The organism is Streptomyces sp. NPDC002446, assembly GCF_053595675.1.
In genome coordinates this window covers 1-13,394 of the sequence record NZ_JBSFYC010000021.1, presented here as the reverse complement: position 1 = coordinate 13,394, position 13,394 = coordinate 1, and the positions used below count along the sequence as shown (strand labels likewise).

The 13,394-nt window shown below is 71.7% G+C and carries 13 protein-coding genes; 11 read left to right on the top strand and 2 right to left on the bottom strand.

Annotated elements, in window-relative coordinates; translation table 11 throughout:
* Window positions 1-460 precede the first annotated feature (460 nt).
* The gene (locus ACWD6P_RS14490; protein ID WP_451444413.1) at window positions 461-1,783 is read left to right on the top strand and encodes an MFS transporter; all 1,323 of its coding nucleotides are present in this window, start codon (window positions 461-463) and stop codon (window positions 1,781-1,783) included.
* Here the strand turns inward: ACWD6P_RS14490 and ACWD6P_RS14485 are convergent.
* Window positions 1,674-2,996 (bottom strand): ROK family transcriptional regulator, encoded by a 1,323-nt coding sequence (locus ACWD6P_RS14485; protein WP_451444412.1) that lies wholly within the window; start codon window positions 2,994-2,996, stop codon window positions 1,674-1,676. The two genes, ACWD6P_RS14490 and ACWD6P_RS14485, sit on opposite strands and share 110 nt — an antisense overlap.
* A gap of 152 nt (window positions 2,997-3,148) precedes the next feature.
* On the opposite strand from ACWD6P_RS14485, the gene ACWD6P_RS14480 reads away from it, so the two are divergent.
* Genes ACWD6P_RS14480 through ACWD6P_RS14465 form a run of 4 tightly spaced genes read left to right on the top strand, consistent with a single transcriptional unit; the run spans window position 3,149 to window position 7,707 of the window.
* Complete coding sequence (locus ACWD6P_RS14480) at window positions 3,149-4,465, top strand: ABC transporter substrate-binding protein (RefSeq protein ID WP_451444411.1); 1,317 nt, start codon at window positions 3,149-3,151, stop codon at window positions 4,463-4,465.
* Entirely contained in the window at window positions 4,462-5,388 is a 927-nt protein-coding gene (locus tag ACWD6P_RS14475) for a carbohydrate ABC transporter permease (RefSeq protein ID WP_451444410.1), read from the top strand. Before ACWD6P_RS14480 ends, ACWD6P_RS14475 begins: the two co-directional genes overlap by 4 nt.
* Window positions 5,381-6,274 carry a carbohydrate ABC transporter permease gene (locus ACWD6P_RS14470; RefSeq protein WP_451444409.1) on the top strand — a complete coding sequence of 298 codons (894 nt, stop codon included), beginning with the start codon at window positions 5,381-5,383 and terminating at the stop codon, window positions 6,272-6,274. Before ACWD6P_RS14475 ends, ACWD6P_RS14470 begins: the two co-directional genes overlap by 8 nt.
* A gap of 20 nt (window positions 6,275-6,294) precedes the next feature.
* Window positions 6,295-7,707, top strand: a complete 1,413-nt coding sequence (locus tag ACWD6P_RS14465; RefSeq protein ID WP_451444408.1) for a GH1 family beta-glucosidase — start codon at window positions 6,295-6,297, stop codon at window positions 7,705-7,707.
* 202 nt (window positions 7,708-7,909) lie between these two features.
* Here the strand turns inward: ACWD6P_RS14465 and ACWD6P_RS14460 are convergent, their stop codons facing one another.
* On the bottom strand, window positions 7,910-8,320 hold the full coding sequence (locus ACWD6P_RS14460; protein ID WP_451444407.1) for an organic hydroperoxide resistance protein: 411 nt from the start codon (window positions 8,318-8,320) through the stop codon (window positions 7,910-7,912).
* A 129-nt stretch (window positions 8,321-8,449) separates the two neighbouring features.
* Between ACWD6P_RS14460 and ACWD6P_RS14455 the strand changes: the two genes are divergently transcribed.
* From ACWD6P_RS14455 to ACWD6P_RS14430, 6 genes are all read left to right on the top strand, one after another.
* Window positions 8,450-8,902, top strand: coding sequence for a MarR family winged helix-turn-helix transcriptional regulator (locus ACWD6P_RS14455; protein ID WP_451444406.1), 453 nt, complete (start codon window positions 8,450-8,452; stop codon window positions 8,900-8,902).
* 268 nt (window positions 8,903-9,170) lie between these two features.
* The gene (locus tag ACWD6P_RS14450; protein ID WP_451444405.1) at window positions 9,171-9,404 is read left to right on the top strand and encodes an acyl carrier protein; all 234 of its coding nucleotides are present in this window, start codon (window positions 9,171-9,173) and stop codon (window positions 9,402-9,404) included.
* Window positions 9,401-10,636: a beta-ketoacyl-[acyl-carrier-protein] synthase family protein gene (locus ACWD6P_RS14445; RefSeq protein ID WP_451444404.1), complete on the top strand. Its 1,236-nt coding sequence runs from the start codon at window positions 9,401-9,403 to the stop codon at window positions 10,634-10,636. Before ACWD6P_RS14450 ends, ACWD6P_RS14445 begins: the two co-directional genes overlap by 4 nt.
* Before the next feature lie 55 nt (window positions 10,637-10,691).
* Window positions 10,692-11,636 carry an alpha/beta fold hydrolase gene (locus ACWD6P_RS14440; protein WP_451444403.1) on the top strand — a complete coding sequence of 315 codons (945 nt, stop codon included), beginning with the start codon at window positions 10,692-10,694 and terminating at the stop codon, window positions 11,634-11,636.
* A 29-nt stretch (window positions 11,637-11,665) separates the two neighbouring features.
* On the top strand, window positions 11,666-12,514 hold the full coding sequence (locus tag ACWD6P_RS14435) for an SRPBCC family protein (RefSeq protein ID WP_451444402.1): 849 nt from the start codon (window positions 11,666-11,668) through the stop codon (window positions 12,512-12,514).
* A 403-nt stretch (window positions 12,515-12,917) separates the two neighbouring features.
* Window positions 12,918-13,394 (top strand): transglycosylase SLT domain-containing protein (locus tag ACWD6P_RS14430; protein ID WP_451444401.1); only part of this gene is annotated, 477 nt, incomplete at its 3' end.

Sequence of the window (13,394 nt, the reverse complement as noted above, 5' to 3'; positions counted from 1 at the left end):
AGTGGGACGGCACTGAGGAAGCGTCAGGTGGGGAGTCCGGCGCCCCTGGAGCGGAGGGGGAGGGGCGGTGGTGTGGAGTGGTGGCGTGGAGTTGAGCGGAGCGTCGAGTGTCTGTAGCTCAGAGCGAGGGGAGGAATCGGGCAAACGTTGCGAGAAGGGCTGTGAAGCCGCCCTGACGTGCCGCGAGAGGGGGCGTCCTCACCCCCGCCCCCGGTATGCGGGGATTTTCCCGGCGTGACGTACTTCATCCTCCGGCTTCATCCTCCGGCGGGCGCCGCGGCCGGTGCCGGGAACGGCCCCTCCTGGGTGTTCCTCCACACCCGGCGGCAGTTCCGTGGCGTCGCTTCGGATGACGTGCCGGTGGTCCGGCGGCCGGGGCCGCGGGTGTACTGGGGCGAGTCATGCGGCCGCGGGGATGCGGGGTGGGGATCCGAGGCATGCGGGGGATGGGGGGGATGCGGTGTCGTGGTTGAGCGGGTTCCGTGCGGTGTTCTCGGTGGCGGGGCCGGGGCTGGCGGTGATCTCGTTCTTGGCGCGGCTGCCCGCGGCGCTCTGCCCGATCGGCACGCTGGTGATGCTGACGGAGCTGGACGGGGTCGGCCGGGCCGGGGTGGTCGCGGGGATGCTGTGGCTGGGGCAGGCGGTCGGCGGTACGCCGATCGGGCGGCTGGCCGACCGGTGCGGGCACCGGCCGGTGATCCTGGTGGCCGCGTCGGCGAACGCGGTGGCGATCGTGGCGCTGGTGGGATCGGTGCTCGGTGGGTTGCCGGTGGCGGTGCAGGCGCTGGTGGCGGCGCTGGTCGGGGTGACGATGCCGCAGGTGGGGCCGCTGTCGCGGACGCGCTGGATCGCGTTGACCGCGGCGCGTCCGGAGGGGAAGGAGTTGACCGCGCGTGCGCTGTCCCTGGACACCACGATCGACGAGATCAGCTTTATGGCGGGGCCCGCTCTGGCGGCCACCGTCGTGGTCCTGTTCCACCCCTCGGCGGCACTCCTGCTCGCGGCCGCGCTTAGCGCCGTGTTCGGTGTGCTGTTCGCGCTGCATCCGACGGCTCCGGGGCCGGTGCGGGTCACGGGGGCACCTCCCCTGGGGCGAGGGGGGACGGGGGCGGCGGCCGGGGTGCCGCTGGTGTCGCCCGCCCTGATGGTGCTGTGCGCGATGGCGCTGGCCCAGGGGGTCATCTGGGGCGGCGCCAACGCGGGAGTGAGCGCCCTGTCGAAGCAGCTGGGCGATGCGGGGATGGCCGGGTTCGTGTGGGGCGCGATGGCGGTGACCAGCGCTGTGGCGGGTCTGGTAAGTACGGCGCGGCCGGGGAAGCGGGGTCTGACGGTCCGGCTGCGGATCGCGATCATGGCGCAGACGCTGCTGGTGCTGCCGCTGCTCCTCGTGGACGGGTTCGCCGGCGCGACGCTGGTGATCGCCGGGATCGGTGCGGCGGTGGCACCGCATCTGATCGCGGTGTTCGGGCTCGGGGAGCGCATGGCGCCGGCCGCGCGGATGGGCGAGGCGATGGCGCTGCTGGGGTGCGGGCTGATCGTCGGGCAGTGTGCGGCCGCGGTCGCGGCCGGTCCGCTGGCGCAGGCCTACGGGTTCCGGGCCGCGTTCGGGCTGAGCTGCGCGGCGGGCCTGGTCGCCTGTGCGGTGGCGCTGACGCTGGTACGGGGGCGGCGGTTCACCGCGGTGTCTGCCGCGTCCGGGCTTCCAGCGCCGTCCGCCACGCCGGTGTCGCCGCCCGCTCCGCCGGCTGCTGCGCCGCCGTCGGCCGCCGGCCGCCGTTCGTGAGGAAGTCCGCCAGTGGCAGCGTCGCCGCGCCGACCGTGACGGCGTCCGGGCCGAGCATTCCGAGGCCGATGGTGACGCGGCCGGCGGGGTGGGCGAGGGAGTAGGCGGTGGCGTGGGTGCGGATGGCGGGGAGGAGGTGCGGGCCGAGCTGGCGGCCGGCCCAGCCGCCGATGAGTACGCGTTCGGGGCTGAAGAGGTTGATGAGGTCGGAGATGCCGGCCCCGAGGTATTCGGCGGTCTCGTCCAGGACGGCGCGGGCGACCGGGTCGGGGGCGGCGCCGTCCTGGGGGTGGGCGGCGGCGATCAGGGCGGCGAGCGCCGTCTCCTCGTCGGCGTCGGTGGGCGGTTGACCGCCCGTTTCCCGCCAGCGTCGTAGCAGCGCCTCGGAGCCGGTGTACGCCTCCAGGCAGCCGCGGGCTCCGCAGCGGCAGCGCCGGCCGCGGACCCGGACGGTCAGGTGGCCCCATTCGCCGGCGCTGTCGCGGGCGCCGCCGTGCACGGTGCCGTCGGTGACGATGCAGGCGCCGACGCCGGAGCCGAGGAGCACGATGGCCGCGTCCTGGGCGCCGCGCCCGCCGCCGAACCACATCTCCGCCTGGCCGAGCGCCTTGGCTCCGTTGTTGAGGAAGAGGCGTACGTCGGCGGGGAGTTCGACGGCGTCGCGCAGCAGCTGTTCCAGTGGTATGGCGTCCCAGCCGACGGTCTGGCCGTGTACGACCGCGCCGCCGGGGACGGTCCGGTCGACGATGCCGGGGACGCCGACGCCCACGCCGAGGAGCAGTGCGGGGTCCGTGGCGCTCTCGCGCAGTACGGTGGCGATGCCGTCGGCGATCTGCCGGGCGATCAGGCCGGCGTCGTAGCTCCGGTCGCTCAACGGGGTGTCGGAGCGGGCGAGTTCGGCCAGGGAGAGGTCGAAGAGTTCGACCTTGACCCGGGTGTCGCCGACGTCCACGCCGATCAGCCGGCCGCTCGCCGGGGCGACCCGCAGCAGGGTGCGGGGCCGGCCGCCGTCGGAGCCGACCAGGCCGGCCTCCTCCAGCAGTCCGTCCTCGACGAGTTCGGCGACCACGTTGCTGACGGATCCTGAACTGAGGCCTGTTGCGGGTCCGAGTTCCTGGCGGCTCAAGGGGCCCTCGAAATACAACCGTTGCAGAACCGCGGAGCGATTGGCCCTGCGCAGGTCACGCACGGTCCGTCGGGTGTGCTCAGCCATCTGGCCCCTTTCCGTCCCGCACCCTGCCGGGGTCCGATCCCTTGACGCGTCCTTCTCTCGGGCTTTAACTCACACCTTAAGTTAAGCCATGAGGCCTGTTCAGTAACTGAAGTTGGCCGACTTCGGACTCCTCAGAGAGAGGCGTATCCGTCATGCGCACACTCCGAGCAGCGACCGTCACCGCCCTCGTCACCGCGCTCGCCGCGGCGGCCTCCGGATGCGGCGGCGGGACGGTCCCCGGCGCCGGGGGCGACAACGACTCCCCCAGGACACTGACCTACTGGGCGTCCAACCAGGGGCCGAACGTCGAGGCGGACAAGAAGATCCTCGGCCCCGAGCTGAAGAAGTTCGAACGGCGGACCGGGATCAAGGTCAGGCTGGAGGTCATTCCCTGGCCCGATCTGCTCAACCGGATCCTGGCGGCCACGACGTCGGGGCAGGGACCCGACGTCCTCAACATCGGCAACACCTGGTCCGCCTCGCTGCAGGCCACCGGTGCGCTGCTCCCCTGGGACGAGCGGAACTTCGACACGATCGGCGGACGCGACCGGTTCGCGGCACCGGCGCTGGGCGCCACGGGGGCGGCGGGCAAGGACCCGGCCGCGGTGCCGCTGTACTCGCTGACGTACGCGCTCTACTACAACAAGCGGATGTTCAAGGACGCCGGGATCAGCGAACCGCCCGCCACCTGGGACGAGTTGGTCGCGGCCGGCAAGAGGGTGACCAGGGACGGCAGATGGGGCCTGGGCGCCGAGGGCGGTCAGCTGACCAACAACATCCATCAGGCCTTCGTCCTCGGCAAGCAGCACGGCGCCGACTTCTTCGACGCCGCGGGCAGGCCCGCCTTCACCTCCGACGGCGCGGTCGCGGCGGTCAAGCAGTACGTGGACTTCATGGCCAAGGACAAGATCATCGCTCCGGGCAACGCGGAGTACGGACAGAACCAGTCGCTCCGGGACTTCGCCAAGGGCAGGACGGCGATGGTGCTGTGGCAGGCCGCGGCCACCAGCTTCGCGGCCGCGGGGATGGAGCCCGGGGACTGGGGCGTGGTCCCGGTGCCCGTCCCGTCCGGCACTCCGGGCGGCGGCCGGCAGACCAATTCCATGCTCGCCGGCATCAATGTCGCCGTCTTCAAGAACACCCACAACATCGACGGGGCCCGGAAGTTTGTGAAGTTCCTGACGAGCGACGCCGAGCAGCGGCTGCTCAACAAGGCGTACGGCTCCGTCCCGCCGGTCAGGGCCGCGCAGCGGGACCCGGCGTTCAACCGGCAGGACACCAGGGTGCTGCGCGAGACGCTCACGAAAAGCGCGGCGCCGCTGCCGCAGGTCACCGACGAGGCGCAGTTCGAGACGTCCGTGGGCACGGCGATCAAGGACCTGTTCGCCGATGCGGCGGCCGGCCACCCCGTCACCACCGAGTCGGTCCGGGCGCGCCTGGCCAAGGCAGAACAGCAGATGGCGAAGTGAGGCGGCGGACCGTCCGGCTGCGGCGCGCCGGCCTGCCCTATCTGCTCCTGCTGCCCGCACTGGCGCTGGAGCTGCTGGTCCATCTCGTCCCGATGGTCATCGGCATCGTGATGAGCTTCAAGGAGCTGACGCAGTTCCACATCGGCAACTGGGGCGCGGCTCCCTGGAAGGCGCTGGGCAACTACCGGGTCAGCGTCGACCTCGACGCCCCGGTCGGCGCCGCGCTGCTGCACTCGTTCTGGGTCACCTGTGCGTTCAGTGTGCTGTCGGTCGGGCTGTGCTGGCTCATCGGGACCACGGCGGCGATCATGTTGCAGGAGAACTTCCGGGGCCGCGGTCTGCTGCGTGCCGTCTTCCTGACCCCGTACGCGCTGCCCGTCTACGCCGCCGTGATCACCTGGGCGTTTATGTTCCAAAGGGACAACGGCCTGGTCAATCACGTCCTGCACGACCAGCTGCAGCTCACCGACGGGCGGCCCTTCTGGCTGCTGGGCGGCAACAGCCTTGTCGCGCTGCTGGTGGTCGCCGTCTGGAAGAGCTGGCCGTTCGCGTTCCTGGTGGTGATGGCGGGGCTGCAGAGCATCCCGAAGGACCTCTACGAGGCCGCGGCGCTCGACGGCGCGGGCATGCTCCGGCAGATACGGCGGATCACCCTGCCGTCGCTGCGGCCGGTCAACCAGGTGCTGGTGCTGGTGCTGTTCCTGTGGACGTTCAACGACTTCAACACGCCGTATGTGCTGTTCGGCAAGGCCGCTCCGGAGGCCGCGGACCTGCTGTCCATCCACATCTACCAGTCCTCGTTCGTCACCTGGAACTTCGGCACCGGCGCGGCGATGTCCGTTCTGCTGCTGCTCTTCCTGCTGGTGGTGACGGCGGGCTACCTCCTGGTCACCTCGCGCGGAAGGAAGTACGCCGATGGCTAGCACCACTGCCCGCGCCCCACGCCCGGCCACCCGCCGGCGCTCGCCCACCGCGCCGCCCCGCTCCTTCCTCTGGACCCGCCGGATCTTCCTCACCGCGCTGACCGGCTTCGTACTGCTGCCCGTCTATGTGATGTTCAGCAGCTCGCTGAAGCCGCTGCGGGACGTCTCGGGCGCCTTTCGCTGGCTGCCCAGCGAGGTGACGATCCGTCCGTACCTCGACATCTGGGAGACCGTGCCGCTGGCCCGGTACTTCGCCAACTCGCTGATCGTGGCGGGCTCGGCGACGGTCTGCTCGGTGGTCATCGCAGTCTTCGCCGCCTACGCGGTGAGCCGCTACCGGTTCCGCGGCAGGCGGGTCTTCACCGTGACCGTGCTGTCGACGCAGATGTTCCCGGGGGTCCTCTTCCTGCTGCCGCTGTTCCTGATCTACGTCAACATCGGGAACTCCGCCGGCGTGGCCCTCTACGGCTCCCGCGGCGGTCTGATCCTGACGTATCTGACCTTCTCGCTCCCGTTCTCCGTGTGGATGCTGACCGGCTACTTCGCCTCGGTGCCGCGGGAGCTGGACGAGGCCGCCTCGGTGGACGGCTGCGGTCCGCTCGGCACGCTCTTGCGGGTCGTGGTGCCGGCCGCGCTCCCCGGGATCGTCGCGGTCGCCGTGTACGCGTTCATGACCGCCTGGGGCGAGGTGCTGTTCGCCTCCGTCATGACCAATGACACCACGCGCACCCTCTCGGTCGGGCTGCAGGGCTATGCGACGCAGAACGACGTCTACTGGAACCAGGTCATGGCCGCGTCGCTGGTCGTCAGCGTCCCGGTGGTCGCCGGGTTCCTGCTGCTCCAGCGCTATCTGGTCGCCGGGCTCACCGCCGGGGCCGTCAAATGAACCGTGCCGAAAGGATCCCCGTGACCGACCGGATCGACCGCGACCGGACCGACCTCGCCCGGATCGACTTCGCCGCCCTGCCGGACGACTTCGCGTGGGGCGTGGCCACGTCGGCCTATCAGATCGAGGGCGCGGTCGCCGAGGGCGGCCGTGCGCCCTCCATCTGGGACACGTTCTCGCACACGCCGGGCCGCACCGACGACGGCGACACCGGCGACCGGGCCTGCGACCACTACCACCGCTGGCGCGAGGACATCGGGCTGATGCGCCAACTGGGCGTCGGCGCCTACCGGTTCTCGGTCGCCTGGCCGCGGATCGTCCCGGACGGTGACGGCCGGGTCAACGCCGAGGGCCTGGCGTTCTACGACCGGCTGGTCGACGGCCTCCTGGAGGCGGGCATCGCCCCGTCCGTCACCCTCTACCACTGGGATCTGCCGCAGGCCCTCCAGGACCGCGGCGGCTGGACCGTGCGGGAGACGGCCGAGCATCTGGCGGCGTACGCCTCGGTGGTGGCCGGGAAGCTCGGTGACCGGGTCCGGCACTGGGCCACGCTGAACGAGCCGCTGTGCTCGGCGTGGATCGGCCATCTCGAAGGCCGGATGGCGCCGGGCCTGCGGGACCTCACCGCGGCGGTACGCGCCTCGTACCACCTGCTGCTCGGGCACGGCCTGGCCACGGCCGCGATCCGTGCCGGGGCCGCGGGCGCCGAGGTCGGCATCGTCAACAATCTCAGCCCGGTGGCGCCCGCCACCGGCTCGACGGCCGATGCCGAGGCGGCGCGGCGGATGGACGGGCACACCAATCGCTGGTGGCTCGACCCCGTCCACGGCCGCGGCTTCCCGGCGGACATGCGCGAGGTGTACGGCGTGGAGCTGCCGGAGCGCGCCGGTGACGCGGAGGTCATCGCGCAGCCGCTGGACTGGCTGGGGCTGAACTACTACTTCCCGGCGGTGGTCGCCGCCGACCCGGCCGGCCCGCCCCCGTTCGCCCGCCCGGTGCGCCGGCCGGATGTCGCCCGTACGGGCATGGACTGGGAGATCGACGCGGGCGGCATCGAGACCCTGCTGCTGCGGCTGACCAGGGAGTACGCGGCGGGCAGGATCTATGTCACCGAGAACGGCTCCGCCTACCCGGACGTGGTCCGCGCCGACGGCACCGTCGCGGACGCGGAGCGCGCCGGGTATCTGCATCAGCATGTGGCCGCGTGCGCCCGCGCGGCCCGTAAGGGGGCCCCGCTGGCCGGGTACTTCGCCTGGTCCCTGATGGACAACTTCGAGTGGGCCTACGGCTACGGCAAGCGCTTCGGCCTGTTCCACGTCGACTACCCGACCCAGGCCCGCACCCTCAAGGACAGCGGCCGGCACTACGCCGAGCTGATCCGCAGCCATCACCGCCGCAGCACACAGCGCGGCCCGATCGGTACGTCGCCCTGACCGGTACGCCGCCCTGACCGGGACGCGGCTCCGACCAGGACGCGGCCCGACGACCAGCCGGTGCCGCTGGTCGTGCCCATCGGCGTCATCGGACCGCCGTGTCCGATCGGCACAGCGCTGGTCGGCGCGGTGACCGGCCTCCGTGAGGTGACGGGGCCGGTCACCACCAGGGCCTGTCCGAGGGGTCAGGTCCCAGCCCGCGTCACTCGATGACGAGCTCGACGTCGATGTTGCCGCGGGTGGCCTTGGAGTACGGGCAGAACGCGTGGGTCGCCTCGACCAGGCGGCGCCCGGTCTCGCCCGCGAGGGCGTCCGGCAGCTCCACCCGCATGACGACGGCCAGGCCGAAGCCGGTGTCGTCCTTGCCGATGGAGACCTCGGCGGTGACCGAGACGTCCTTGGTGTCGAGCTTCATCTGGCGGCCGACGTTGCTCATCGCGCTGGCGAAGCAGGCCGCGTATCCGGCGGCGAAGAGCTGCTCCGGGTTGGTGCCGGCGCCGTTGCCGCCGAGCTCCGGCGGCATGGCCAGGGCAAGGTCGATCTTGCCGTCGGAGCTGACGGCCCGGCCCTCCCGGCCGTTGGCGGTGGCGACAGCGGTGTACAGCGCGTCCATGACGAACCCCTTCGGTAGCTCGGCGGCCGTTCCCCGGCCGCCCGACGCCGCCAACGATCGCACACATTTAAATTGTCCGCAACTAAGTTGCGCACAACTAAATCGCTTACGGGGAGCTAACCTGGACCCATGACCACGCTCCCCGTGCCCGACGCCGAACTGCTCCGCCTGGACCACCAGGTCTGCTTCTCGCTGCACGCCGCCTCGCGCGCGTTCGGCGGCGTCTACCGGGACGCCCTCAAGGACCTGGGTCTGACCTACCCCCAGTACCTGGTCATGCTGGTCCTGTGGGAGCACGGGTCCCAGCCGGTCAAGGCCATCGGCGAACAGCTCCGGCTGGACTCCGGCACCCTCTCCCCGCTCCTCAAGCGCCTGGAGACGGCGGGCCTGGTCCGCCGCGAACGCAGCACCGAGGACGAGCGCTCGGTCACCATCCACCTCACCCCCGAAGGCGATGACCTGCGCGAACGAGCCCTGCCGGTCCCCCGCAGGATGCTCGCCGCCACCGGCCTGACCATCGAGGAACTCCGGACCCTCCGAACCCTGTTGGGGCGCGTGACCAGCGCACTCGACGAGGCCTGATACCGGCGTTCCGGCTTCTCCGGCACGCTTCCCGCCGCGCCTCTCGCCGGTTCACGGCGTCAGGAACGTAGGCTTCTCGCCGGGCACCCGTATCGCCGGGAAAGTCCCTTTCCTGCGTCCTGCTGCGCCATCACCCCATCGAGCTACCAATGTTGGGGGGATATCGGGACGAAGGCGTATAAAGGGTGGCCAAACCAGCCGGGCCGCCGGCGAACATCCGCCCAGGACGCGGTTGGCAGCACGCCTACAACAAGTGGAGGAGCGCCACGTGAATGCGGCAGAAGTTGTCAACGCATTGCTGGTCCAGCGATTCGGTGTCGCGGCGGGCGACCTCGCGGACCAGGCCCCGCTGCGCACGCTGCGCATCGACTCCCTGGCCCTGGAGGAACTTCGGGTGATGATCGAGGAGCGGCTGGACGTCGACCTCGACGACGTACCGCTGACCCCGCGCCACACCGTGGGACAGCTGGTGGCGGCGGTCGACGGTCTGGTTCCGGCGTGACGGGCGGCCGCAAGCCGTTCGCCGCGGCCGTCACAGGACTGGGCATGGTGACCGCGGCGGGCGTCGGGGCCAAGGCGACCTGGCACGCCGTCACCGAGGAAACACGGCCGACCGGCGTGCGGCGGCTCGAAGAACTCGCCGACCTGCCCTGCGACTTCATGTACACCTCCGACCTGGACACCACCGAGCTGCTCGGGGTGGCCACCCAGCGGCTGATGGACCGCTTCGCGCAGCTCGCGGTCATCGCCGCGCGCGAGGCGATCGCCGACGCCGGTCTGGACACGGACGCCTGGGACGGCAGCCGGGTGGCGGTGGTCATCGGCTCCGCACACGGCGGACTGCCCTTCTACGACCAGCAGCACACGACGATGACCGAGCGCGGGGCACGGCGGGTCTCCCCCAAGCTCGCGCCGCTGACCGTCGTCAACGGAGCGGCCAGCAGCGTGTGCATGGACGTCGGCGCGAAGGGCCCCAGCCTGGCGGTGTCGACGGCCTGCTCCTCCGGGACCGTGGCGGTGGGCACCGCGCACCAGCTGCTGCGCACCGGGGCCTGCGACATCGCCATCGCCGGCGGCGCCGAGTCCCCGGTCTCCCGGCTGCTGATCGCCAGCGCCTGCCGGATGAAGGCGGCCTCCACCCGCCGGGACGATCCGGCCAGGGCCTGCCGCCCGTTCGACGCCGAACGCGACGGGTTCGTCGTCGGCGAGGGCGCCGGCCTCCTCGTACTGGAGCGGCCCGAGCACGCCGCGGCGCGCGGGGCGCCGGTCCGTGCGCACCTCCGCGGATACGGCGCCTCCAGCGACGCCTATGCGGCCGTGGCCCCGGATCCGGACGGCGACGGCATCGAGCGGGCGCTGCGCACCGCGCTGGCGGATGCGGAGGTGTCGCCCGGTGACGTCGGCCATGTGAACGCGCACGGCACCTCGACGGTGGTCAACGACCTGATCGAGGCCACCATGCTGCGACGGGTGATCGGCGATCATGCCCTGGTCACCTCCACCAAGGCGATGACCGGGCATGCGCTGGGTGCCGCCGGCGGCATCGAGGCCGCACTCACCGTGCTCGCACTGGAGCAGCAGCTGGTGCCGCCGACCGCGAATCTCGACGTCCCCGATCCGCGGCTGCCCATCGAGATCGTCCGCGCGCGGGCCCGGCGGGCGGACTTCGGCTGTGCGGTCAAGACCTCGCTCGGCTTCGGCGGCCACAACGCCGCACTCGTACTGACCCGCTAGTCCGGCGGACGCCGACCCGGCCGGTCCCGCCGGACTCTCCGAGGAGGAAGCAGAGATGTACGAGGAAACGATCCGGTCCTTGTCGGTGCGCGGGGTGTCCTTCGCCTACCGGCGGCTGCGGCCGCCGGAGCGGATCACCGAGCCCGTCATGGTGCTGGGCGGCGCGCTGCAGGGGATGCACGGCTGGCCGCAGATGGAGGACCAGCTGGGGCCTGTGGCGGACGTGGTGACGGCGGACCTGCCCGGCATGGGCAGCGCCGACCCGCTGCCGCCGGGGCCCAGCAGCTCCCTGATGTGTGCCGCGATCGAGCGGATCATCGACGACCTGAACGTCCCGCAGGTCAATCTCTTCGGCTTCTCCTACGGGGCGGGCCTCGCCTTCGGATGCGCCCGGAACCTGCCCGGACGCGTCGCGCGGCTCGCCCTGGGCGGCGTACCGGCACATGCCAGCCAGGCGCAGCTGGAGCTGTGGCGCCGGGCCACCGACCAGCTGGCACAGGGCAACGCCGAGTCCTTCGCCACGCTGGTCACCGAGGCGCTGATGTGTCTCGACGACCGCCGGTACGTCGTCGGCCGGACCCTGGCGTACCGCTATGTCCGGCGCTCGATGCTGCACGCCGCCCGGCACTCACGGCACGCCGTCGACTCGCTGCGCCGCGCGCTGTCGGACCGCCCGGACTTCTCCGGCGGGCTGCACGACATCCCCACCCTCGTCTTCAGCGGCGAGCACGACACGGTGACCTCGCCGGACCGGCAGCGGGACTTCGCGGCCACCATCCCGGGCAGCAGCTTTCTGACGATTCCCGACGCCGATCACTGGGTGGTGCTCGAACGTGCCCAGGACGTCGCGGACTTGGCGACCCGGTTCTTCACCGATGAGCCGCTGGGGTCGGCGCCGGCGCTGGCGCCCGTCCTGCGCGAGGAGCTGCCGGTGCCCGGTACCGCCGCGTGTACGACGCACCGGACGGTGGTCACCGAGGCGGCGGATGCGCTGGTGTGAGGGCCCGACGCCACGGAGGACACCCCCTGATGAACCCGCACTCCGACACCCTCACCACGTCCGGCGGCCGCACCGCGCTGCGCATGGAGCGCCGGCTGGCCCATTCCCCCGCGAAGGTCTGGGCGGCGATCTCCGATCCGGCGCAGCTCGGGCAGTGGTTCCCCGCCGAGGTCTCGGTGGAGCTCCGGCCCGGCGGGGCGATGGCCTTCACCATGCCCGGTGCGGGCGACGTGGCCATGACCGGCACGGTCACCGATGCCGAGGAGCCGCGCCTCTTCGCCTTCACCTGGGGCGAGGACCATCTGCGCTGGGAGATCACTCCGGACGGCGACGGCTCGCTGCTGACCTTGGTGCACACCTTCGGCGACCGGTTCGGCGGCGCCAGCTTCGCCTCCGGCTGGCATCTGTGCCTCTCGGCGCTGTCGCAGCTGCTCGACGGCGAGTCGACGGCCGTGGATCCCGACACCGGAGAGCTGCACGAGGCGTATCTGGAGCAGTTCGATCTCGGCCACGGCACGGTCGAGGAGACCGCCGCGGGGCCGCGGATCCGTTTCGAGCGTCAGCTCGTACGCCCCGCCGAGACCGTCTGGGCGGTGCTGACGTCGGGGGACGAGCCCGTGGCGGGCGCGCCGGCGCCGGCCGGGTTCACCACACACAAGGTGCCGGGCGGGCCCGTCACCGAGGTGCGGGCCCCGACGGTGCTCGCCTACCGGTCGCACCGGGACGGCGTGGTCCGCTGGGAGCTGGGCGGCGGCACCGGCCACGGCGCCCGTCTCGTCCTCACCCAGACCGGCCCGCGCGGGTTCGACGCACAGACCGCGCTGGACGCCTGGCACGACCGGATCGAGCATCTCGCGGCCCGGCTCCTGGAGGACTGACCTCCGGGGCACGGCAGGCGGACGGGCGGACACCGCCCCGGCGCCCCTTCACCGGTGTGACCCAGGCAACTTCACGGGGCCGCGGAGGCGGCTTTGCGAGCTCCTCCAGGTGATGCGGGGCACGCGACGTACGTCACGTACGAACCCGGCTAGTCGAGGCGATTCCGGGCGGACGCCGTAAAACAGGGCGCTTATTGCGGACATTTCGCCCTAACTCACGAAGATAGGTAGTACAAGGCACCTTTGCCACCATCCAGGGCCCTCGCTAAACATGTTCCGGGTAGCACCGAGAACGAGCCGGCGAACTCAGCCAGAGCGGCGAGCGCGGCAATGACCCTCGGTCCTCACGCGCCAACCGAAGGCCGCTCCCCCCGCCGCCAAGCCCTGGAAGAGGTCACCTCGCATGCCCAGCTTCACCCTGCCCCGCACTGCCCGTATCACCCGCACGCACAAGATCTCCGCTGCGCTGGTGGCATCCGCAGGCTGCGCCGCCGCCCTGGCGTTCACCGCCGCTCCGAGCGACGCCGCGACCACCTCGGCCGCGTCGGGCACCGTCAAGCCGGTCAGCGCCAACGGCATGCCGATGACCGCCAAGGACCGGGCCGACGACGGCGAGAAGAGCCGGCCGGTCGCCTCGTCCGTGGCCGACCGCCTCAAGGTCACCGCTGTCGAGAAGCAGGGCCACACCGCCCAGCAGGCCGCCAGCCGTTCCGTGGAGCGCAAGGTGATAGCCGCGCCGAAGGCCGCCCCCAAGAAGGCGCCGAAGGCCGCTCCCAAGCGCTACACGAACAACCTGGACGGCTGGATCCGTGAGTCGCTCGACATCATGAAGGCCAAGGGCATCCCCGGCAGCTACGACGGCCTCCACCGCAACATCATG